At 72.8% G+C, this 19,829-nt stretch carries 22 protein-coding genes and 3 pseudogenes; 11 read left to right on the top strand and 14 right to left on the bottom strand.

Annotated elements, in window-relative coordinates; all coding sequences use genetic code 11:
• Positions 1–211, top strand: a pseudogene (locus D7318_RS33100) (hypothetical protein); the annotation flags it as partial.
• Between the two features lie 84 nt (positions 212–295).
• Here the strand turns inward: D7318_RS33100 and D7318_RS28390 are convergent.
• Complete coding sequence (locus D7318_RS28390) at positions 296–1,180, bottom strand: NAD(P)-dependent oxidoreductase (RefSeq protein ID WP_120700101.1); 885 nt, start codon at positions 1,178–1,180, stop codon at positions 296–298.
• A 95-nt stretch (positions 1,181–1,275) separates the two neighbouring features.
• On the opposite strand from D7318_RS28390, the gene D7318_RS28395 reads away from it, so the two are divergent.
• Positions 1,276–1,620 (top strand): winged helix-turn-helix transcriptional regulator, encoded by a 345-nt coding sequence (locus D7318_RS28395; protein ID WP_120700102.1) that lies wholly within the window; start codon positions 1,276–1,278, stop codon positions 1,618–1,620.
• Between the two features lie 93 nt (positions 1,621–1,713).
• Here the strand turns inward: D7318_RS28395 and D7318_RS28400 are convergent, their stop codons facing one another.
• Both D7318_RS28400 and D7318_RS28405 read right to left on the bottom strand, forming a co-directional pair.
• Complete coding sequence (locus D7318_RS28400) at positions 1,714–2,661, bottom strand: DUF389 domain-containing protein (RefSeq protein ID WP_120700150.1); 948 nt, start codon at positions 2,659–2,661, stop codon at positions 1,714–1,716.
• 128 nt (positions 2,662–2,789) lie between these two features.
• A complete protein-coding gene (locus tag D7318_RS28405; RefSeq protein ID WP_120700103.1) occupies positions 2,790–3,428 on the bottom strand; it encodes a TetR/AcrR family transcriptional regulator in 639 nt (212 codons plus the stop codon).
• Positions 3,429–3,540: 112 nt separating this feature from the next.
• Here D7318_RS28405 and D7318_RS28410 point away from each other — a divergent pair, with 112 nt between their 5' ends.
• Entirely contained in the window at positions 3,541–3,912 is a 372-nt protein-coding gene (locus tag D7318_RS28410; RefSeq protein ID WP_120700104.1) for a hypothetical protein, read from the top strand.
• Between the two features lie 20 nt (positions 3,913–3,932).
• Here the strand turns inward: D7318_RS28410 and D7318_RS28415 are convergent, their stop codons facing one another.
• Entirely contained in the window at positions 3,933–4,418 is a 486-nt protein-coding gene (locus D7318_RS28415) for a hypothetical protein (protein WP_183091643.1), read from the bottom strand.
• Between the two features lie 25 nt (positions 4,419–4,443).
• Here D7318_RS28415 and D7318_RS28420 point away from each other — a divergent pair, with 25 nt between their 5' ends.
• Positions 4,444–4,704 (top strand): hypothetical protein, encoded by a 261-nt coding sequence (locus D7318_RS28420; RefSeq protein ID WP_329604649.1) that lies wholly within the window; start codon positions 4,444–4,446, stop codon positions 4,702–4,704.
• Between the two features lie 140 nt (positions 4,705–4,844).
• The gene (locus D7318_RS28425; RefSeq protein ID WP_183091645.1) at positions 4,845–5,360 is read left to right on the top strand and encodes a GNAT family N-acetyltransferase; all 516 of its coding nucleotides are present in this window, start codon (positions 4,845–4,847) and stop codon (positions 5,358–5,360) included.
• Positions 5,361–5,372: 12 nt separating this feature from the next.
• On the opposite strand, the gene D7318_RS28430 is transcribed toward D7318_RS28425, so the two are convergent.
• From D7318_RS28430 to D7318_RS28455, 6 genes are all read right to left on the bottom strand, one after another.
• The gene (locus D7318_RS28430; protein ID WP_120700108.1) at positions 5,373–5,690 is read right to left on the bottom strand and encodes a hypothetical protein; all 318 of its coding nucleotides are present in this window, start codon (positions 5,688–5,690) and stop codon (positions 5,373–5,375) included.
• Positions 5,691–5,779: 89 nt separating this feature from the next.
• On the bottom strand, positions 5,780–6,205 hold the full coding sequence (locus D7318_RS28435; RefSeq protein ID WP_183091646.1) for an acyl-CoA thioesterase: 426 nt from the start codon (positions 6,203–6,205) through the stop codon (positions 5,780–5,782).
• Between the two features lie 149 nt (positions 6,206–6,354).
• Positions 6,355–6,780: a hypothetical protein gene (locus D7318_RS28440; RefSeq protein WP_120700110.1), complete on the bottom strand. Its 426-nt coding sequence runs from the start codon at positions 6,778–6,780 to the stop codon at positions 6,355–6,357.
• A 13-nt stretch (positions 6,781–6,793) separates the two neighbouring features.
• Positions 6,794–11,386 carry a DUF6531 domain-containing protein gene (locus tag D7318_RS34690; protein ID WP_120700111.1) on the bottom strand — a complete coding sequence of 1,531 codons (4,593 nt, stop codon included), beginning with the start codon at positions 11,384–11,386 and terminating at the stop codon, positions 6,794–6,796.
• Between the two features lie 241 nt (positions 11,387–11,627).
• The gene (locus tag D7318_RS28450) at positions 11,628–12,167 is read right to left on the bottom strand and encodes a DinB family protein (RefSeq protein WP_230424168.1); all 540 of its coding nucleotides are present in this window, start codon (positions 12,165–12,167) and stop codon (positions 11,628–11,630) included.
• 112 nt (positions 12,168–12,279) lie between these two features.
• Positions 12,280–12,687 carry a peptidase inhibitor family I36 protein gene (locus tag D7318_RS28455; protein ID WP_120700112.1) on the bottom strand — a complete coding sequence of 136 codons (408 nt, stop codon included), beginning with the start codon at positions 12,685–12,687 and terminating at the stop codon, positions 12,280–12,282.
• A 389-nt stretch (positions 12,688–13,076) separates the two neighbouring features.
• Here D7318_RS28455 and D7318_RS28460 point away from each other — a divergent pair, with 389 nt between their 5' ends.
• Complete coding sequence (locus D7318_RS28460; RefSeq protein WP_120700113.1) at positions 13,077–14,084, top strand: ArsR/SmtB family transcription factor; 1,008 nt, start codon at positions 13,077–13,079, stop codon at positions 14,082–14,084.
• Between the two features lie 8 nt (positions 14,085–14,092).
• On the opposite strand, the gene D7318_RS28465 is transcribed toward D7318_RS28460, so the two are convergent.
• Positions 14,093–14,605: a hypothetical protein gene (locus D7318_RS28465; protein ID WP_120700114.1), complete on the bottom strand. Its 513-nt coding sequence runs from the start codon at positions 14,603–14,605 to the stop codon at positions 14,093–14,095.
• Between the two features lie 298 nt (positions 14,606–14,903).
• Between D7318_RS28465 and D7318_RS33105 the strand changes: the two genes are divergently transcribed.
• Positions 14,904–15,458, top strand: a complete 555-nt coding sequence (locus D7318_RS33105) for a DUF4142 domain-containing protein (protein WP_183091647.1) — start codon at positions 14,904–14,906, stop codon at positions 15,456–15,458.
• 168 nt (positions 15,459–15,626) lie between these two features.
• Complete coding sequence (locus D7318_RS28475; RefSeq protein ID WP_120700115.1) at positions 15,627–16,190, top strand: hemerythrin domain-containing protein; 564 nt, start codon at positions 15,627–15,629, stop codon at positions 16,188–16,190.
• Between the two features lie 48 nt (positions 16,191–16,238).
• On the opposite strand, the gene D7318_RS34840 is transcribed toward D7318_RS28475, so the two are convergent.
• The gene (locus D7318_RS34840; RefSeq protein WP_329604650.1) at positions 16,239–16,898 is read right to left on the bottom strand and encodes an NUDIX hydrolase; all 660 of its coding nucleotides are present in this window, start codon (positions 16,896–16,898) and stop codon (positions 16,239–16,241) included.
• Positions 16,820–17,728: pseudogene (locus D7318_RS28485) on the bottom strand (AfsR/SARP family transcriptional regulator); the annotation flags it as partial. The pseudogene D7318_RS28485 and the gene D7318_RS34840, both read right to left, overlap by 79 nt.
• A 142-nt stretch (positions 17,729–17,870) precedes the next feature.
• On the opposite strand from D7318_RS28485, the pseudogene D7318_RS35060 reads away from it, so the two are divergent.
• Positions 17,871–18,209 (top strand): annotated as a pseudogene (locus tag D7318_RS35060) (NAD(P)-binding domain-containing protein); the annotation flags it as partial.
• Positions 18,166–18,717, top strand: a complete 552-nt coding sequence (locus tag D7318_RS34845) for an imine reductase family protein (protein WP_408055549.1) — start codon at positions 18,166–18,168, stop codon at positions 18,715–18,717. The pseudogene D7318_RS35060 and the gene D7318_RS34845, both read left to right, overlap by 44 nt.
• Positions 18,718–18,750: 33 nt before the next feature.
• Here the strand turns inward: D7318_RS34845 and D7318_RS28500 are convergent, their stop codons facing one another.
• On the bottom strand, positions 18,751–19,386 hold the full coding sequence (locus tag D7318_RS28500) for a TIGR03085 family metal-binding protein (protein ID WP_120700118.1): 636 nt from the start codon (positions 19,384–19,386) through the stop codon (positions 18,751–18,753).
• A gap of 60 nt (positions 19,387–19,446) precedes the next feature.
• Between D7318_RS28500 and hisI the strand changes: the two genes are divergently transcribed.
• A complete protein-coding gene (gene hisI, locus D7318_RS28505) occupies positions 19,447–19,827 on the top strand; it encodes a phosphoribosyl-AMP cyclohydrolase (protein ID WP_120700119.1) in 381 nt (126 codons plus the stop codon).
• The last annotated feature ends 2 nt before the right edge of the window (positions 19,828–19,829 follow it).

Below are 19,829 nucleotides of genomic sequence, written 5' to 3' on the forward strand. Positions count from 1 at the left end.
GATGGCCCTCATGTGGGCCGCCGAATGGCCCCTCGCCCAGCACCTCTCCGACGGCACACCCAGCATGTCCGCCAACCCCTTCATGGACTCCCACCTCGTCTACGCCCTCGCCCTCATCACCCTCGCCACCCTCCACGCCGACCGCACCTGGGGCCTGGCCCACCTCTGGCAACGCCTCCCCCTCATCCGCACCACCCCCTGGCTCCACTGACCCCCAACCCCCGCCCGGGACGCCCACCACCGGCGCCCCGGGCGCACGTCGTCCCTCCGCTCCCGGGTGCCCCCGCCGCCCCGGTCAGCGCCGTATCAGCAGCTCGACCACCCCGGTGGTGTCCTCGTCGGGGTGCCCCTCGGCGAGGCGACGCTCCATCAGGGCCAGATAGGGCGCGATCAACTCGGCGCTCACCCCCTGCTCCTCGGCGGTGCGCAGCAGGGTCGCGCTCCCGGCCACCTGCATCGCGAGGTTCGACACGACCCCCTTGGTGTAGTCGTCGCTCTCCAACTGCTCGGCGACCTTCCCCGCCGACTGGCTCATGGCGACCAGCCACCCGGAGAGCAGCGGCGCGAACTCGCTCGGCCTGATGTCCTCCCGGCGGACCAGGGCGAAGGCGTGCGCCACACCCGCGAACATGCCGTTCATCGCGCTGAGCAACGCCACGTCGTGCAGCGCGGCGAACCCGGCGTCCTCCCCGACGAACGTCGCCCCCGCGGGCACGGTCAGGGCCTCCCTGCGCTCCTCGAACAGGTGGCGGTCCCCGCTGTAGAAGACATAGGCGCCCGAACCCTCGACGCCGATCATCGGCGGGACGGCCATGATGCCGCCGTCGAGATAGCGGGCGCCCCGCTTCTCGGCCCAGGTGGCGCGGGCGCGAGCCTCGGCGGGGGTGCTCGTCGTGATGTTCACCAGGTCCCGGCCCGCGAGGTCCGTGGTCGTGAGCGTCTCGTCGACGGAGGCGTCGTCGAGCAGGCAGGCGATCACGAGCGGGCTCGCGGCCACGGCCTCCGCGGCGGTGCTCGCGACCGTCGCCCCCGCATCGGCGAGCGGGTCGGCCCGCGCCGGGGTGCGATTCCAGACGGTGACGGGATGGCCCGCGGAGAGCCAACTCCTGACGAGCGCGGCGCCCATGGCGCCCAGCCCGAGAACGGTGATCGGCTGCGGTCTCGTGATGTTGTCGGTCATGCCATTTAGGCTGGTCGAGGATGCCGGGGTGGGCAAGAACGCACTTTGAAGTGGGTGGTTTCCCCCGGGTGAGCGAGCAGGCAGGAGGGTTGGACATGGCGACGGCGGCGAGGCCGGGGGGACCGGCGGGACACGTCTGTGGGATCGACGCGGCGATGTCGGTGATCGGTGGCAAGTGGAAGGTGCTGATCCTGTGGGCGCTGGGCGAGAGGGCGTGCCGCTTCGGGGAGTTGCGCAGGCGGCTGCCCGGCGTCACGGAGAAGGTGCTGGCGTCGCACCTGCGCGAGATGGAGGAGCACGGCATCGTGCACAGGGAGGCGCATGACGAGGTGCCGCCCCGGGTGGTCTACTCCCTGACGGAGAACGGCACTTCGCTCAACGCCGCGCTGGTGCCGCTCGGCATGTGGGGGAGAGCGCACGTGCTCGGCATCGCCGCGTGAGCGCCACCCCGGCGCGCCAAGAGACCCGAGGCGCCCACGACACCGAAGACACCGCCCAAGGCGCCGAGGAGGCGCCCATGACACCGGAGGCGCTCAGGCGTTGGGCGTCGCCACGGGCACGAGGCGTTTACGGGCCCAGTAGAGCTTCTGCGCCAGCAGCGTCAGGGTGCCGGCGATCAGGATGCCCAGCAGATTGAGCCCGAGCTGGGTCATCGAGCCACGGGCGTCGGCGAAGTGGCCGTAGCCAAGGGCGAGCGCGGCGTGCCCCGCGGCGGGGACGGTCGTCACCGAGATCGCCACGCCCACGAGCATCCCGGCCTTGGCGGAGGTCAGGGACAGGATCCCGGCGATCCCGGCCAGCGCCGCCACCACGAACGACATCGCGTCGGGCCTCCAGACGAACTGGCTCGCCGGGTGCGGCCCCTCGAACATCGCCTTGGAGAACAGCCCGAACACATCCATCAGCAGGGCGAACGCGCACGTCAGCAGCGCGGCGAGCGGGAAGCCGACGAGCAGCGCCACGACGGGCCGCACCGCCCGGCGCGGGGTCCACATCGCCACGCTCGTGCAGATCCCGGCCAGCGGACCGAATTCAGGCCCCACCGCCATCGCGCCCACCAGCAGGATCGCGCTGTCGAGCATGACGCCGGAGGCGGCCAGCATCGTCGCCACGACGAGGAACGCCAGCCAGGTCACGGACAGCCGTGACTCTCCCTGGGTGGCCTCGTCCATGGCCTCCCACAGCACGGCGTCCACGCCCTCGCCAGGCGCGTCGCGCTCGGCCCTGGCGGAGCGGGTCGAGAGCGACAGATCGACATTGTCGACGATGATCGCGCCGTCGTCGGACAGCCCGAGCGCGCGCAGGTGACCGATCAGCGCGTCCGCCGCCTCGCGCGCCACGTCGCACAACACCACATCCCCCACGGGCTCCTGCGCGACCCCGGGCAGGACCATCAGGTGCGCGGTGCCGACGGTGCGCCGCAACAGGGCGACGACGTCCTCGGTCCGCTCGGCCGGGGTGATCAACCTCATCTGGAGCATGGGCATGCCCGGCAGACTACGAGGGTCGGCGGGTCTCGGCGCTCTCCGCCCCGGTCCGGCGCCACCGTCGGCCGCCGCGCCCCCGCCGCGACCCGTCGCGCCCCCGCCCCGGCCCCCGCCGCGCCCCCCTACGACCCGTCAGCGCCGTTGGCCGCCGCGACCTCCGCCCTGATCCCCGCCATCAGCAGCCGTAGCCCGAAGCGGAACTGTTCATCCGACCCGACGACAAACAACTCCTCGCCGGGCACATGGCTCCCCGGCAGCCCGTCGAGCATCGAGCGCACCTGCTCCCAGCGTTCGTCACGCGAGCCCGCCCGCACGGCCATGGCCAGCGAGGACGCCAGATACGCCACGAGCGTCTGGAGGCAGCGCACCGCCGTCGCCGGGGGCAGCCCCGTGGTCACCAGCGCCGTCACCAGCCCGACGGCGACGCGCCGCCCGTTCGCCCCCATCGGCGGCCTGGCGGCCACGTGCGCCGCGATGCCCGGGTGCCGCAGCGCGGCCGAACGGATGGCGTCGGCGGTGGCGAAGACCCGTTCGTCCCAGGGGAGTTCGGCGTCGGGCGACGGGACGTCGGCCAGCGCGAGATCGGCGACGGCGTCGAGCAGGGCCTCTCGGTTGGCGAAGTGCCGGTAGAGCGCCATCGGGTCGCAGCCGAGCTCGGCCGCGATCCGGCGCATCGACATCGCCTCCGCGCCGTCGCGGTCCCCCAAATCGGACGCGGTGCGCACGATCAGCTCGGGCGAGAGGAAGCGGGACGTTGCCATGGGCCCATTCTGGCACCGTGTCTACGGTGTAGACATGGCGCTCCCTTCCTGTCTACGCTGTAGACATCCGGCCGCGCACCCCGCGTCCCCGCCGATCGAAGGAGAAGAGACCGTGCGTTCCCCCCTGATCGTCGGCCGAGGGCTGGCCGTCTTCATCGGCGTCGGCACCCTGGGCAACGTGGTGATCCGCGGCGTTGAGGAGCACTTCGTCGTTCCCGACCTGCTCATCGCCGTCGCGCTGCTGGTGGCCGCGGCGCTCCCGCCCGCGCACGCGGTGCCGTTGCTCGGCGTGGCGTTCGGCATGGCCTCGGGCGTGTTCACCGTGGCGACCTTCTCCTATGTGGCGCGCGGCGAAGTGGGCGTCCCCGTCACGCTGTTCGCGGTGTCCTGCCTGGCCATGGCCGCCGTGCTCACCTGGCGCGCCGCGTCGCCCGGCGGGGACTCGGCCCCCGCCGGGCGGGTCACCGCGGCCTCGCCGTCCTGAACGACGGCGCTTCGCGACCGCTACGCGCCCGGCGCACGCGCCTCGCGCGCCTCGTCGGCGGCCGCCACCGGCGTCCGGGGGGACGTCGGTTCGGCCCCGGCTCGCGCCCCGGTCCCGGCCCCCGTCCCGCGCGTCGCCGCGGGGGACGGCAGGAGGAACGTCGCGGCCAGCGTCGCGACGAGCAGCCCGGCCGCCCCGAGCGCCGCCCCCGCGCCGACCGCCACCGCCCAGGGCGCGATGGCCAGCCCGGCCTTGACGGAGCCCATGCCGACGCCCACCTGGAGGAACTGCGTCGGCTCCACCAGGGGCGTGCCGCCGCGCGCACGCGCCCGGCGCTGATGCAGGGCGAACGCGCCCGGCGCGAGCGCCCCCACGACCACGAGCGCGGTGGCCCGGCCCGGCCAGTGGCCCTCGTCGGACAGGGCGATCAGCGGATGGAGCAGCAGCACCAGGGCGGCGGTGGAGAGCGCCGCGCCCGGCAGGTCGAGCCGGGGCGCGCTCGCCACCCGCCTCGGCCGCACCACGGGCGCCGTGACGCGGCTGCTCGACCGGATGGATGGCGCGGGCTACATCCGCCGCGCCTCCGCCCTCCACGACCGCCGCCGCGTCGTCGTCGAGCCGACCCTTGACGGGCTGGCTCGCTGCGCGGAGTACTACGAGGGCCTGGGCGAGCGCACGACGGCGATGCTGTCGACGTTCGACGGGCCCCAACTCCGCGCGATCCTCGAGTTCGTGACGACGAGCAGGGAGGGCACGGTCGCGGAGGCCGCCCGCCTGCGCGAGGACGGCTGAACGCGCCGGACGCGAACGCGCGCCCAACGCCGGACGCACCCAACGTGCCCAACGCGCCGAACGTGAAACGTGAACGCCCGCCGAACGCCGACAAACCCTTTGCCGCGTACCCCGGTTGATGGAAGGGTGACGCGCCGGAGGTGGGGACGGTGGACGCTGGAGGAACGGCCGACCGCGTGACGCTGCCTGTCGTCGTGCGGGATCTGCTGCCCGAGGACCTGGAGCGCTGCGGCTGGTCCGGGTCGCCGCTCCATCTGGCCGCGGTGGCCAAGGAGTTGACGAGGGTCCGCGCGGGGGAGGTCGACTACCTGGCCGTCTGCCCACCTTCCGGGCTTCCCGTGGCCATCGGCGCCGTCGACCATGTGGACCGGCCGGGCGTGGGCAAGCTGTTCCAGCTGGTCGTCCACCCGGCGCTGCGCTCGTGCGGCCTGGGAACGCGCCTGATCGCGGCGGCCGAGCACCGCGTGCGCGTCCGCGGCCTCGCCCATGCGGAGATCGACGTCGAGGAGGACAACTCCAGGGCTCGCGCCCTGTATGAACGCCTCGGCTACGTCGCCTACGGCTCGGCACCCGTCGGCTGGGACGAGGAGCGCACCGACGGCTCCGTCACTCGCTATGAAACGGTGTGCACGCTGATGCGCAAGCGGCTGCCCTGAGTCCTTGAACGGTCACTCCGCGCGACCCTGGCCCACGACCGTGTCGAAGTGCGGCCAGCCGTCCGTCTCGGTCCTGCCGGGGGAGGCGGGCAGGGCCAGGCCGGGCAGAGCCGCGTCCAGCAAGACCCGAACGGTCCCCGGACGGTGGAGGTTGAGGTAGGCCCGGTCCGGCAGCCGTATCAACGCCCCTGCCTCGAACGCGGAGTTGGAGATGATCCGCCCGGGCCCAGGGCGGAAGACGAGCCCGAGGCGGCGTCGGGTGCCCTCGCGGTAAAGGGACAGCACCAGGCGGCAGTTGGCGTAGTCGGAACGGTCAACGTGCTGACGCACGGCCCAACACCATGTCGTTCCGCCCACGACGAGGCGCCGCAGACGGCGATCGGTGCCCATGCCGCCACGTTAACGGCGAACGGCGGGGGTCAGCCAGCCAGTTGGGCGGCCGCGACGGGGACGAGGGGCTCATCGATCCGGTGCCTGCCGAACGCCTCCCGCTCCAACTCCGTCAGCGCACGCGGCCGTTGGCGCACCGGATCCACGCCCACCCAGGTCGAGGTGATCTCGGCGAAGATCACCGAGCCGTCCGTGATCCGCGCGATCCCCGTCACCGAGGACCGGCCCAGCTTGGTCACCGTGGTCTCGATCCGCACCCGGCGCTGGTACGGGCACGGCGCCTGGTAGCGCGCCGTGTGCTGCACGGCGACGAACGCCGGGGGAACGCCCTCGGCCGTCGCCGCGAGATCCGCCCACGAGTCCTGTACCCAGGCCAGCATGCGGGCGTTGTTCACGTGACGGTGAAAGTCCAGGTCGGCCAGGGAGACGCGCTGCTCCCACACATGCGGAGTCATGCCCGCCAGCCTGCCCGACGCCACGCCGTACCGGAGGCGACAATCCCCCATTCGGCCTAGCGTGGGCGCCGAACTTCACTCACAGAACATCTGCACATCTGCTCCGACCTCGATGCGCGGTGAACTCCGGTCTCGCGCACGGTACTTGATCATCGGGGCGGCCCGGCGGTGAGCCGTACGCAGGGTGAGACAAAGTCATCCGCGAAGTGATCGGCCCCGAACCCGGACGCGACCAGAACGCGCAGCACCGCCTCATTCATCGCGGCGCCGACCTCGCCGCGGCGCCGGATCAGCGGGTCGTCCATCCTGCGCTCGCGGACGCACGCGATGACCGCCTGGTTCATCTCCGCGCTGATCTTCCAGCGGGCGTAGACGCCGCCGAGCGCGTCGGCCTTGGCGTCGACCCAGACCTGCACGCCCGAGTCGCCGAACTCCTCGCGCAGCACCGGCAGTCCGGCCGCCCGCAGCGCGGCGTCCACCGCGTCGGCGAGCGCCGCCCTGGCCGCCAGCACCTCCTCGGTTGCCCTGGGGTCCCCCCCGGGCGCGGCGTCGGAGGTGTCGGATGTATCGGACATGAACGAACACTCCTCATCGGCCGTCGGCGCGTCGGATCATATCGGACAGCAGATCCGCGCTCGCCTGGTTCATGAGCAGCGCGTCATCGGCCGACAACGGGGGCGAGTTGTAGTAGGGAACGGACCACGACACGTTGACCTGGCCCATGCTGGAGTCGATGAGGTTCTGGCAGTTGGCGCACGGCTGGCGCTCCGTGTAGAGGTCGATGACCCGCTGTGGGTCGATGCCGCGCTGCTCGAGCTGCTGGAGGATGTGTCCCTCGGAGTGTCTGCCCGCGCCGCTGAACCCGACGATCAGCTCGTCGAGCCCCTGCACCCGGGCGACCGCGACGTTGTGGTCGGCGTCCCAGTAGCCCGCGTTCCTGCGCTCCTGGAACGCCCGCTGGCTCAAGTCCGTGCTGTTGTAGCGGATTTCGCCGACCGGGTGGGCCGCGAGGCCCAGCGCGTCCGACCAGGTCAGCGGATTGTGGGGATAGCCGAAGACATGGGGCGAGGGCCCGAGCCCCAGCGGGTCGGGGGAGGTGTAACGCCCGGCGAAGGGGTCGTAGTAGCGGTGCAGGTTGTAGTGCCACCCGGTCTCCGCGTCGGCGTACTGCCCCGGGAAGCGCAGCGGCATCCGCCGTGCGTCGCCCTGGAGTTGGGTGGGAACGCCCCACAGACTCGCGCGGGCGTGCCAGGCGACGGAGCCGTCCTCGTCGACGAGATGCGTCGGCGCGCTGGCCAGGTCGGTGACGATCGCGTAGAAGCGCCGGTCGAACGCGTCCTGGTCCGCGTCGGGCCCGAGGCGTTCGATCTGGGCTACGGGCCGCAGCCCGTCGTACTCCCACGTCGTGGTCGCGGCCCCGTCGGAGGCCGACGGCGTACCGCTCCGTTGCTCGACGAGCTGCGTCTCGTCCCATGTGAACGTCGTCTCCTCGACCACCTCGCCGCCGTCGTCGAGCCGCTGCTTCGCGACCCGGCGGCCGAAGGGGTCGTAGAGGTAGCGCCACAGGGTCCCGTCCGGCGTGACCACCCGGGCCAGCCGGTCCTCCGCGTCCCACACATAGCGCCATACATCGGGCTTGCGGGACAGCCGCGTTCGCTGCTGCTTGATGACGCGCCCTGCGTCGTCGTACCAGTACCTGACGCCTCCGGCCCGGGTCAGCAGGCCCCCGCGATACTCCCGGTCCCCGACCGCCGTGCCCTCGACCGCCGCGCCCCCGTCGGACGACGCCGACTCGCCCCAGCGCGCGGAGAGTTGGTCGCCGACGTCGTTGTACCGGTAGCTCTCCCGGCCGTCGGGGGCCTCGACGTCCAGGACGCGGCCGACCGGGTCGAGCCGGTAACGGGTCTCGCCCGACGGCTCGGACACCGACACGGGATAGTGGTCCGCGCGGTACGCGAAGGTTCGCCGCACCATCGGCCCGCCGCCGGAGGACGCCGGGGCGCCAGGACCGGCCTGTGCCGCCCGCGCCGCCGTGACGGTCTGCTCGGTCAACCGGGCGGCGGCGTCCCAGGATTGGGCGGTGTCCAGGATGCCGAAGACGTCCTGCCCGATGAGGCGCCCCGCCGGGTCGCGGTGGAACGTGACCGTTCGCCCGGCCGCGTTCAGCGCGACGGCGCGCCCCGCCTCGTCACGCTCCCACCGGGTGACGTGCCCCGCGGGGGTGGTCCGGCTGAGCGGCCTGCCCAGCGGGTCATGAGTGAGGCTGAGCGTCCTGCCGTTGACCGTCTCGGTCAGCAGGTTCCCCAGGACGTCGAACGTGCGGACCAGCTCGACGCCGGGGGAGCGGGCGGCGACGACGCGCCCGGCCTCGTCGTACTCGAAGGTGGTGACAGCGCCCTCGGAGGTCTCCTTCCTGACCACGCGACCGGCGAAGTCCCTGGTGTAACGCACGGACTGGCCCGCCGCGTTGACGCGCGAGGTCACCCGGCCCGCGGCGTCCCGCGCGTAACGGGTGACGCGCCCGTCGAAGTCGCTCTCCGCCACCAGGCGTCCGGCCTCGTCATAGCCGAAGTCCCACGTCTCATCACGGGAGTTGCGCACGGCGGTGAGACGCAGCTCCGAGTCGCGCTCGAACGTGTAACGGCGCCCGTCGGGCCAGGACTTGGACGTCTCCAGATCGAACACGCCATAGGTGGAACGGGCCACGCCGCCGTTCTCGTCCGTCAGCTCCAGGACGTTGCCCTCCGCGTCCCGGGCCCAGGTGCGTTGACCCCCCAACGCATTGGTGACGCGGGCCGGTTGACCGTCAACGGTCCACTCCGTCGTCGTGGTCGCCCCGAGCGGGTCGGTGCGCCGCACGACCCTGCCGAAGGCGTCGCGGTCGAAGCGGGTCGTCCGCCCGAGGCCGTCGGTGACGGCCACGGGGAGTCCGGCGGCGTCGCACAAACGCCGGGTGCTGTGGCCGAGTTGGTCCGTGGTCTCGGCGGTGGCGCCGGTGGGGTGGTGGGAGAGCCGCACGACATTTCCGGCCGGGTCGGTGATCGCGACGCGATTGCCCCGGTCGTCGTGGACCTGCGCCCAGACCGAGCCGTCGGCCAGGGTCGTGCGGACGGGCTGCCCGGCGGCGTCGCGCTCCACGAACAGCTCGGTCCCGGCCGGTCCCTCGATGGCGAGGAGGTCGCCGTAGCCGTCGTAGCGGAAACGCGTGGTGGTGCCGACGGGGTCGGTGACGCCGGTGGCCCGGTCGTAGCGGTCCCACTCCCAAGCGGTCGTGTTGCCCAACGGGTCGGTCTCGGCCGTGAGTTGGAAGCTGTCGTTGAACTGGTGGACGGTGGCGTGGCCGAGGGAGTCCGTCACGGTGGTGCGGTGGTCGGCCGCGTCGTACGCGTAGTGGTACTCCAACGCGCGCTCGGACCCGGTGGTGTGGACGCACCGCCCGTCCTCGTCGTACTCGTACGCGTACCAGTAGCCGTTGCGGTCCTCCCAGCGGGTGATCCTGGCGTGGTCGTCGTAGGTGAACGTCAGTGGTAGTCCTGAGGAGTTGTGGATCTCGCTCAGCAGGCCGTTGTGGTAGTCGTAGCGGCGCAGAACGGGCCGGTCGGGGTCGTTGAGCAGGCGCAGCTCGGTGACGCGGCCGCGCTCGGTGGCGACGCCGACGCGGTAACCCCCGCTGTGGCTGACCTCGGTGGGCGCGCCCGTGGCGGGGTCGTACGCGAACCGGATGGTGTTCCCGTTCCGGTCGGTGACCGAGGCGAGGGGGAGCTCGGCGCCGGGGCGTCCGGGGACGGGGGCGAAACGCAGCGTGTGCCCGGTCTCCCGCTGGCGCACGGTGAGCGGCGAGCCGGGCCGTCCGTCCCAGGTCAGCCCCCACCGCGGGCCCTCCACAGGGAAGACGGGCTCGTCGGGATCGGGGCGTGGGTAGAGCAGGGTCATGCCGTCGGCGGTGTGGAAACGGACACCGTGCTCGTCGAGCTCCAGCCGTTGGTCGAGGGTGGAGGCCCAGGAGCGGCCGAAGCAACGTCCGTGGCGGTGGCTGGAGATGTGGTGGCGTTCGATGATCAGTGGGAGGACGCCGGGGAGTTGGACGTCGGTGGCCGACATCAGCAGCTCGCCGGTGGCCATGTCGACGGGGTCGCCGCATGCGTTGCGGCCGTTCATGGGGACGGCGTCGCCGCGGGTGCGGCGGCCCAGGCCCAGGGCGCCCTGCCGGATGCCGCGCAGTCCGGTACGGGCCAGGCCCCTGACCCCGGCCGCCAACGCCCCCAGCGTGGTGAGGCCTTTCATGCCGGGGATGCAGTCCAGGGCTGCCATGGCGACGTCGAAGAGTGATGCCTCGCCTCTGGCGTATTTGATCAGTGTGTCGGCCAGGACGATCAGCGCGGCGGCGAGGACGACCCAGGCCAGGGGGCCGCCGATGATCATGACGACGACGCCGAGGACGGCGACGACGAGCTTGGCGATGTCGACGATGGTGTCCCAGTTGTCGACGACCCAGTCGATGGCGTCCTCCCACCACGACCGGTTCTGGATGCCCGCGTCGGAGGCCGCCTCGATGTCACGGGCGCAGATCCGGGCGGCCTCCTCGCGCATCTCCTTGGCCTGCCGGGCCAGTTCGCGGGCGGCGGAGAGGTCGGCCTGGGCGGCGTCGACGCGGCCCTGTGCGGCGGATGCGGCGGCCTCGGCGGCGTCGTGGTCGCGCACCGCGGAGCGGATCTCGCTCTCGGAGGGCGGCTCGGGGTCCTCGCCCTCCTCCTGGAGGCGTTCGGCCTCCTCACCCGCCCGCCCCACCCAGTCCTCCGCGCCGCCCAACTCCGTCTGCGCCGCCCGCAGATCCGCCTGCGCCGCGATCGCCCGGTCCAGCGCGCGATCCGCCTGCGCCTGCGCGCGTTGCAACTCCGGCCAGTACCGCGCGAGGGCGTCGGCGGCCATGTCGTAGGACGTCTGAAGTTTGGTCAGGTTCTCGGGAACGCCGTCGAACTCCCCGCGGAACGCGTCCGCGGACAGCCCCGACCAGTCCTGCACGGCGCGGTCGGAGGCCATCCCCCGGATCTGCGACAACGCCTCCCCGACATCGTCGGCGAACTCCTGGAGATCCTCCGCCAGGGTCCGAACCTCCTCCGGATCCCCCGGAGTCGGATCCGAGTCCATGTCCACCGGCGACCAGTCAGAAGCACGAGCCATCGAGTCGTCACCCCCCAAAGTGGGCCGACCACGACAGTAGGCGCGAAGTGGCCCGCGCCTCAATGGTGTTGCACGCGGCGCAGGCCGTGACCGGCTTCCACTCGACGCGATCGCCACCGTTGCGAGCTGAGGACGCGACGTAATAGGGCGGCAAACGGCTCGAGTTCATGTCGGGCGAGCCCCTGACCCTCGCCGTGACAACGGAGTTGTGGGCCAGCCGTTGGGTATCGCCCGGCAGGGCTCAGCGCTGAGAAGCGCGGATCAGGCGGAGTTGGCCGATCTCTGTGGCGTTCTTGGTCAGCTCCGTGTTGAGCCAGGCGAGGGTGTGGGCGATCGTGTGGGCCGGGTCGTGGGGCCAGGGGAACGGGGCCGTGGCGTCGAGGTCCTCGTCCGTGAGGCGCTCCAGCTTCTCCCGCCAGGCCGTGCGGAGTTCGTCGAGCCAGGCGATGGCGGCCTCGCCGCTGCCTGGCCAGGTGATCTCCGTGCGGTCGCGGGGAGTTCGGCCCTCCAGGTGGTCAAGGGTGACGCTCCACCACCAGCCGATGTGCCAGCTGATCCAGCCGATCGTCGGTACCGGGATCGGGTCGGGCTCCTCGTCCGACCAGTCGGGCACCCAGCCGCCCGCGCCCTCGGCGACGGGGCGCACGGTCCAGCAGAGGGGGCCGGGCTCCCACAGGAAGTCGTCCTCGTCGAGGCGCTCCAAGTGGTACGCGAAGAGGGCCCAGGCGAGGTCGAACTGCCAGCGCAGCAGGTCGACGCGGGAGGCGTTGACGGATGGCACGAGAGGGACCCTGGCACACGCCCGCGCCATCCGCACAACGGTTATCCGATGAATCTCGCCGGGGCGCGCTCCTCGTCGAAGCGGGCGGCCGCCTCCGGTCGCTCTGCGACCGTCAGCAGGAGCTGACCCAGCGGTGGGAGAGGAACGTACGGCCCGCGCTGTAGCCGATGCCCGTGCCCCGGGGGACGCAGATGCTGCTGCCCTGGTAGTCGGCCTGGGAGTAGAGCCGCACGTGGATCAGCAGGCCCGGGCCGCCGTTGTTCTCGATGTAACGCACGCGGCTGGTCCCGGCCCAGCTGCAAACCGTTGTGCCGCTCCGCCAGTTGTTGTCGTTGCCAGACCAGGAGCACTGGCGGCCGCTGGTGTTGGTGGTGTCCCATACGCAGACGTTGCCCGCGGCGCAGGCCGCCTGCGTGCCGATGTCGCTCCGGGCGTCCTCCGCGCGGGCGTTGCCCGACATGCCCGTGAGGGCAAGGACCCCGGCGGCTCCGAGCAGCGTCAGTTTCTTGAGAGCGTTCATGGCTTCCCCCTGTGGTGAGTGCCGTGCGGTGGCGCAGATCCTGACATCCGGCCGAGTTGGCGACGAAGGGGTTCAGGTGGGGATGAATCGCTTGGCGGCGGGAGCCCGTATTGATATGTGGCCGCGGTTCACCCGTTCGAGTGATGACGCGAGAGTGGGCGGTCGACTACTGTCTGTGATCAAGCGGGGAGTCGAGAGTGGGGGAAGTGATGACGGTGTCGGATGAGGTACCAACGCCCCTGCGGGCACGGGTCTGTTGGCCGCCCTGATCAGGGGTGACCGCGCGGAGGGCGGGCGTTTCAGGGAGGAGTGAATTCATTGCGGTCCCGCCCGCGCCTTGGTAGGTACGGACGAGGGGGACGACATGGACAGACATTTCGGGGGACTTCGTGCTGCGTATCCACTTCGACGGGGATGACCTCGCCCACACACGGGTCGCGGAGAGACCCGTCCCGGCCTGGGAGACGGTGCTGAGCCTGCACTGCCTCCACCACTCCGATCGCTGGATCGTCTCGCGCCGCTGGCGCCGGTCCGTCGCAGGGAGCGCGCCGCGCGCCACCCAGCTGCTGACCCAGCTCGTCCCGCCCCGTGGCTATTTCCCGGACTTCCTCACCCCGGGACGCCAGCGGTACGGCCTGCGCGAGAGCGTCGCCGAGGTGCTGCGCACCCCCAGGGCCGAGCTGCGGCGCGACCTCGATCTGCTCGCGGCGGAGCGACCGTCGACCCCCTGGTCCAGGGCGCTGGGTCGGGGAGACGGCGACGCGTTGGAGCTGCTGGGCCGCGCCATGGCGTCCTACCAGCGGGCGGCCATCGCCCCGTTCTGGAGGCGCGTCCGCACCCGGGTGGAGGCCGACCGGGCGCGCCTGTCCCGGGAGCTGCTGAACGGCGGCACCGAGGCGTTGCTCGGAGGTCTGGCGCCCAGCATGCGCTGGCGCCGCCCGGTGCTGGAGGTCGACTATCCGGTGGACAGCGAGCTGCGGCTCGGGGGCCGGGGGTTGCTGCTGATCCCCTCGTTCTTCTGCTGGCGCACCGGCGTCACGCTCGTGCACCACGATCGCACCCCGGTGCTGGTGTACCCCATACCGCGGTGGCCGCTGACGAGCGGGCCGGTGGAAGACCGGCACCGGGCGCTGGCCGCGCTGGTCGGCACGACCAGGGCGGCGGTGCTCGAGAGCGTGGGCGAGGGCGCGACGACCGGCGACGTGGCGCGGCGCACCGGCGCGTTGGCATCCTCGGTCAGCCAGCACACCACCGTGCTGCGCGACGCGGGCCTGGTGGTGAGTGAGCGCCGCGGCAACACGGTGACGCACACGCTCACCCCCCTCGGCCGGTGCCTCCTCGCGGGCGGTGACCCCCAGGCACCGTCCATACGTTCCGGAGGTGAGGTGCCCTTGTAGGAGAGGCGCTACGGACTGCTGACCCAGTCCGTGTCGTGGTCGAGGCGGGCCAGGAGCTGGTCGCGGTGCAACTCCGCGACCACCTCCGTCAGATCGGGGTGGCGCAGCAACGCCGCGGCCTGCCGGTCGCGTTCGGCGGGGAGCGTCAGGCGGCGGAACTCATGCTCGCCGCCGTCCACGGCGGCCACCGCCTGTCGCGCCAGGTCGGACGAGGTGAGCAGGCAGACGGCCCAGCTGGCGACCGTTTCGTCGACCCATGTGCGCCAGGCGAACTCCTCGCCCTCGGGCAGCACGGTGTCGGCGCCCACGATCCAGTCGAGATGTGCCGAGCCGCCGGGCCCGGCCATCGTGACCAGGGCCGCGTCCATGGCGGTCGGGTAGCGGAGCCAGGCGGCGACGGTGACGGCCTGGCGGGCCTGGACTTCGGCCAGGACTTCGTTCAGCGGGCCGTCGGCGGCGGGATACGCACGCAGAAGCCACTGGCTGGTCGCGGCTATGACGGGTGAGAGATCAGCGCACACGGATGGGTCTTCCTCGTGCAGCGGGTGTGGGGGCGAGGTGAACCGCCCGCCAGCGTACCGGCCCGTGGTCCAAACCATCAGACCGCCGGGACACAGGTGCGCAACGTCATATCCGGCAACGCGCCACGCCCGTCGGTCACGCAGCGTGCCCGGCGCGCACGGCGCGGTGTCCGGCGCCACTCCATCGGCCCAACGGCGCGGTGTCCGGCGTGCGGGTGACGCCGCGCGCCCGCACGGTGGCGGGGGTGGCAGCGGTACACCACCCGCACCTTCAGGAACTTCCGAGCGGAGAGGCACCATGATCCCTGCGACACCCGCCCGAGCGGCCCTGAGCGCCCTGGGCGCCCTCCTCCTCGTCGGCTCATCGGCCGGCGTTGCCCATGGCCAGACCGACACGCTGTCCACCACGGACGAGACATTCCTGACCTCGGCGCACCAGAGCAATCTGGCCGAAATAGCCGCGGGCGAGGACGCGCGGACGAGCGCCACCACCGAGTGCGTCAAGGAGGTCGGCGAGACGCTGGTCATCGACCACCGGCGGCTCGACGACTCCCTCACCGCACTGGCCGGGCGGCTGAACGTCGCGTTGCCCGACGCCCCGACGCCCGAGCAGCAGCAGACGCTCGCTGACCTCGCGGCGCTTGCGGGCACCCCGACCTACGACGAGGAGTGGCTGCGCACCGAGGAGGCGGGCCACCGCGCGACGCTCGAGCTGATCGACGACGAGATCAACGGTGGGGAGAACGCCGAGGTCATCGCCCTGGCCGAGGCCGCGCGCCCGGTGGTGGCGCTGCACCTGGAGATGGTCGAGGGCGGCCGGTGCGACGCGCGCCCCTCGGGCAACGTCGACTGAACGCCCCACCCCCGCGCAGGAGAACGGCCCGCCGCCTTCGCCCGGCGGGCCGTTCCCGTGCGCCCCGGGGCCGAACGACGTTTTCCTGGCGTCCCGTTGGTTACCCGAGTGCCCGGTGCGAAGGCAGACCGGGCAGGACGTTCAGGCGAGACATCGAAGGAGACCGCCATGGGACACGGCGGAGACATCATCCATGAACTCACCACGGATCACCGGGAGGTGGCGGAGCTCTTCTCCGACATCGAGTCGATGCCACCGGGGGAGCCACGCCGCAAGCGGCTGGCCGACCAGGTGACGATCGAGCTCGTGCGCCACTCCATCGCCGAGGAGCAGTACCTCTACCCGGCGGTGCGGGCCCAGGTTCCCGAAGGGGACGCGATCGCCGACCGCGAGATCGGCGACCACGCGACGGCCGAGCGCATCATGAAGGAGCTGGAGGAGTACTCCGCGTCCCACGCGAGGTTCGACCAGCTGGTCGCCCGGCTGATGATCGAGGTCAGGGAGCACATCCAGGACGAGGAGGACCACCTCTTCCCGATGCTGCGCGCGGCGTGCACGCCCGAGGCGCTGGCCGACCTGGGCGACAAGGCGCGCCGCGCCAAGCGGATGGCGCCCACCAGGCCGCACCCCTCGGCCCCCGACACCCCGCCGCTGAACAAGGTCCTGGCCCCGGGCATCGGCCTGGTGGACCGGGCGCGCGACATGATCAGCGGGCGCGGCAGGGGGAGTTGAGCCGGTCGGGCCACGGGTCCCGGGCGAACGCCGTGCCCGGGGCCCGGATCAGCCGCCCACGCCGAGCGCCTTCGCGATGACCGCGTGGACCAACTGGTCGGCGGGCAGCCGGTTCTCCTTGAGGCGTTCCAGGTCGTCAGGGCCGAACCAGTCCCACGCCGGGTGCTTGGACCACTCGAGGACCGGCGCGTCCAGGTCGCCGTCCACCTCGACGACGTAGTCCGCCTCGTGCCGCAGGCCGCGCCCGTCGTCGCCCTCCCACGTGATCACGCCGAGGAAGCGCGTCACCGCGCGCACCCGCCAGCCGGTCTCCTCCTTGACCTCGCGCACCAGGGCGTCGAGCAGCGTCTCGCCCTCCTCCACATGCCCCCCGACCAGGTCCCAGCAGTCGGGGAACAGCCGCCGCGTGGCGCTGCGCCGCTGGGCGAACGCCTGGCCGCGGGAGTTGAGCACCACCGCGGCCACGGCCCAGGTGCGGCCGCCGCCGGGCTCGGGGAACGCCACCCCGGGCGCCACCGCCACGGTCGCCGCGTCGGGGGAGAGGCCCGCGCCCCGCTCCCGTTCCGCCGCGAACTCCTCGGGCGCCAGGGCGGCGCGCGCGGCGGCCTCCACGCGGTCGACATCGGCGCGTCGTCCCGCACGCCCAGCACGGCCGCCACCGCGCCAGGCACCCCCGCCCCGGTGACGGCGGCCAGCTCGACGAGCCACACGCCGTCGGGGAAGCGGCCGGTCTCGCGCGCCGCGGCGGCGAGCGCGAGCCGCGTCTTCCCGACCCCACCGGGCCCGGTCAGTGTCACCAGGCGGGCCGAGGCCAGCCGTTCTCCGGTCTCTGCCAGGTCCTCCTCGCGGCCGATCAGCTCGGTCACGGGGGCGGGCAGATTGGTGCGCGCGGGGGGCGCGAGCGCCGCCTCCTGCCGCCCCGCGCGGTAGAGGGCGCGCATGTGCGCGGCGACGAGCCGCTCCCGCAAGGGGTGACGCTTGATCAGCGCGGGCAGCTCCGCGGTCAGCGCGTCGTGTTCGCCCAGGGCGAGGCGGGCCTCGGCGCGCTCCTCCCACGCCGTCAGCCGCCGTTCGTCCAGCCGGGTCACCGCGGCCCGCGCGAACGCCTCGTCGGCGAAGTCGGCGAACGCCTCGCCCCGCCACAGGTCGAGCGCCTCCCCGAGCAGCGCCGCGCGCGTGCGCGGGTCCCCGCTCGCGGCGGCGCGCCCGAGCAGCGCCTCGAACGCGCGCGCGTCCACCGCGTCGGGCGCGGCGTCGAGCGTGTAACCGGCGGGGCCGAGCGTGACCAGCGCCCGCCCGCCCGGCTCCGCCTCGGCCAGCGCGCGGCGCAGCTGCGAGACCCGCGCCTGAAGCGTGCCGGTGGGATTGCGCGGGGGGCGCGCGCCCCACAGGTCCTCGATCAGCCGGTCCGCCGGGACGGGGCCGCCGTCCCGCGCGAGCAGACCGGCGAGCAACGCCCTGACCTCGGTGTCGGGAACGATGACCGGCGTCCCCTCATCCGTCCACACGGCCAGCGGACCGAGCACCCCGAAGCGCATGCGGCCAGGCTAACCGGGCGGCCCTGCCACAGCGGGCTCCGCAGCCGTTCCACAGCGGGCTCCGTAGCGGGCCCGAAGCGTTCCCGAAGCGGCGGGGCGCACGGTGGGGCCCACGCACACGGCGGAGGAGACCGGGACGGACATGAGCACGCGTGAGCCGGTGACCGTGATCGGACTTGACGCGATGGGCGCGAAGATGGCCGAGATCCTTGTCGACGCGGGTCACCCGACGACCGTGTGGAACCGAACGGCATCCAAGGCCGATCGGCTGGTGGAACGCGGTGCCACCCTCGCCGCGTCCCCGACCGAGGCGTTGCGCGCCTCGGGACTCGCGGTCGTCAGCCTCGTCGACCACGGCGCGATGCACGACGCCATCGGCGCGGCCGACCCGGCGGCGCCGAGGGACCCGGTGCTGGTCGCCCTCAGCTCCGACACCCCTGAACAACTGCGCGGCGCGGCCCGTTGGGCGGCCGGGCACGGCGTGCGGTTCGTGGCGGGCACCTACCCCGGCGACGGGCACCTACCCCGGCGAGGAGAACAGCCTCGCGATGCAGGTCGTCGGCGCCGAGCGCGTCGTCGAGACGACGCGCGAGGCGGGCGTCGCGACCGGCCTGTCCGCCGCGGTGCACCACCTCTTCGCCAAGGCCGAGGCCGAGGGCCACGCGGCGGAGAGCGTGGCCAGTGTGTTCGAGACCCTGCGCACCCCGGCCTACAGTAGGCCGATGGCCGCGGAGACGGACGGGGAGTGGGTGCTCGTGGTCGCCGCGCGCAACGACCGGGGCGACAGCGGGCGGCGCGGGTGGGAGCGATGGCTGCGCGGGTGGGGGATCGACTGGGACCCCTTCCACCCCCACGAGGTGCGGATCGACATCGCGCGCGTGGCCCTGCCCGACGGCGGCGTTGGATGCGTCGTCAGCAGGTCCGTGCGCACCACGGCGCTGCGCCGCCTCGGCATCGCGCCAGGCCCCCCGCCCGACGCCTCCGCCTGACGCCACCTCCGCCTGACGCTTCCGCCCGGCCCCCTAGCCCATGCCCAGCTTGGCCTTGCGCAGGCTCAGCACCGCGTCCTCGTCGCCCTCGATCGACACCTTGGCCGCCTCCTGGCGCCCCATCGCGAACAGCAGCAGCTCGCCGGGATCGCCCGTGACCGTCACCACAGGGGTGCCCTTGTGGGCCACCGCCGTCTGCCCGTTGGGCCGCCTGAGCACCAGGCCCACCGGGCTGCGGCGGCCCATGATCCGCGCCCCCGACTCCAGCCGCTTCCACAGCGCGTCCGAGAACACCGGGTCGAGATCGCGCGGCTCCCACTCGGGCCGCGCGCGCCGCACGTCCTCGCCGTGGACGAAGAACTCCACGGTGTTCGCCGCCTCGTCGATCTGCTTGAGCGAGAACGGCGAGACCCGGGGCGGGCCGAGCCTGATCAGCTGGACCAGCTCGTCGTAGGGCCGCGACGCGAACTCGCTTCGCGTGCGCTCCCCCCGGGCGGCGAGCGGCTTGATCACGATCCCGGCCGCCGCGTCGGGCCGCCGCTCCCGCACCACCACATGGGCCGCCAGATCACGCGCCGTCCACCCCTCGCACAGGGTGGCGGCCTCCGGGCCCGCGGACTCCAGGAGATCGGCCAGCAGCAGACGTTCACGCTTCGCATGCGTCGACATGCGTCCAGCCTAGTCGTCCGCCCCGCGGAGCACCCCTCGAGCAGGAGGCAGAATGAACCCATGTCCCCTACGTCACCTGGTACGTCACCGGGCCCGTCCCTCGATCCGGCCATCGCCGCGCGCCTGAAGCGCACCCCCGACGGGCTGGTCGCCGCCATCGCCCAGCAGTACGACACCGGTGAGGTGCTCATGCTCGGCTGGATGGACGACGAGGCCCTGCGCCGCACGCTGACCACGGGCCGCTGCACCTACTGGAGCCGCAGCCGCCGCGAGTACTGGGTCAAGGGCGACACCTCGGGGCACGCGCAGCACGTGAAGTCGGTCGCGCTCGACTGCGACGGCGACACCGTGCTCGTCCAGGTCGACCAGGTCGGCGGGGCCTGCCACACCGGCGACCGGACGTGCTTCGACGCGGGACGCCTGCCGTTCCCGACGCACTAGGC

Origin of the sequence: Streptomyces radicis (assembly GCF_003626575.1) — a bacterium.
GTDB classification, from domain to species: Bacteria; Actinomycetota; Actinomycetes; order Streptomycetales; family Streptomycetaceae; genus Streptomyces; species Streptomyces radicis.

What these genes read in the sequence shown, in the direction of transcription:
- D7318_RS28500 (WP_120700118.1), bottom strand. Translation starts at nt 19,386, where the DNA reads ATGTCGACGCATGCGAAGCGTGAACGTCTGCTGCTGGCCGATCTCCTG.
- D7318_RS28440 (WP_120700110.1), bottom strand. Translation starts at nt 6,780, where the DNA reads ATGTCCGATACATCCGACACCTCCGACGCCGCGCCCGGGGGGGACCCC.
- D7318_RS28395 (WP_120700102.1), top strand. Translation starts at nt 1,276, where the DNA reads ATGGCGACGGCGGCGAGGCCGGGGGGACCGGCGGGACACGTCTGTGGG.
- hisI (WP_120700119.1), top strand. Translation starts at nt 19,447, where the DNA reads ATGTCCCCTACGTCACCTGGTACGTCACCGGGCCCGTCCCTCGATCCG.
- D7318_RS28475 (WP_120700115.1), top strand. Translation starts at nt 15,627, where the DNA reads ATGGGACACGGCGGAGACATCATCCATGAACTCACCACGGATCACCGG.
- D7318_RS28435 (WP_183091646.1), bottom strand. Translation starts at nt 6,205, where the DNA reads ATGACTCCGCATGTGTGGGAGCAGCGCGTCTCCCTGGCCGACCTGGAC.
- D7318_RS28400 (WP_120700150.1), bottom strand. Translation starts at nt 2,661, where the DNA reads ATGCTCCAGATGAGGTTGATCACCCCGGCCGAGCGGACCGAGGACGTC.
- D7318_RS28455 (WP_120700112.1), bottom strand. Translation starts at nt 12,687, where the DNA reads ATGAACGCTCTCAAGAAACTGACGCTGCTCGGAGCCGCCGGGGTCCTT.
- D7318_RS33105 (WP_183091647.1), top strand. Translation starts at nt 14,904, where the DNA reads ATGATCCCTGCGACACCCGCCCGAGCGGCCCTGAGCGCCCTGGGCGCC.
- D7318_RS28405 (WP_120700103.1), bottom strand. Translation starts at nt 3,428, where the DNA reads ATGGCAACGTCCCGCTTCCTCTCGCCCGAGCTGATCGTGCGCACCGCG.
- D7318_RS34690 (WP_120700111.1), bottom strand. Translation starts at nt 11,386, where the DNA reads ATGGCTCGTGCTTCTGACTGGTCGCCGGTGGACATGGACTCGGATCCG.
- D7318_RS28390 (WP_120700101.1), bottom strand. Translation starts at nt 1,180, where the DNA reads ATGACCGACAACATCACGAGACCGCAGCCGATCACCGTTCTCGGGCTG.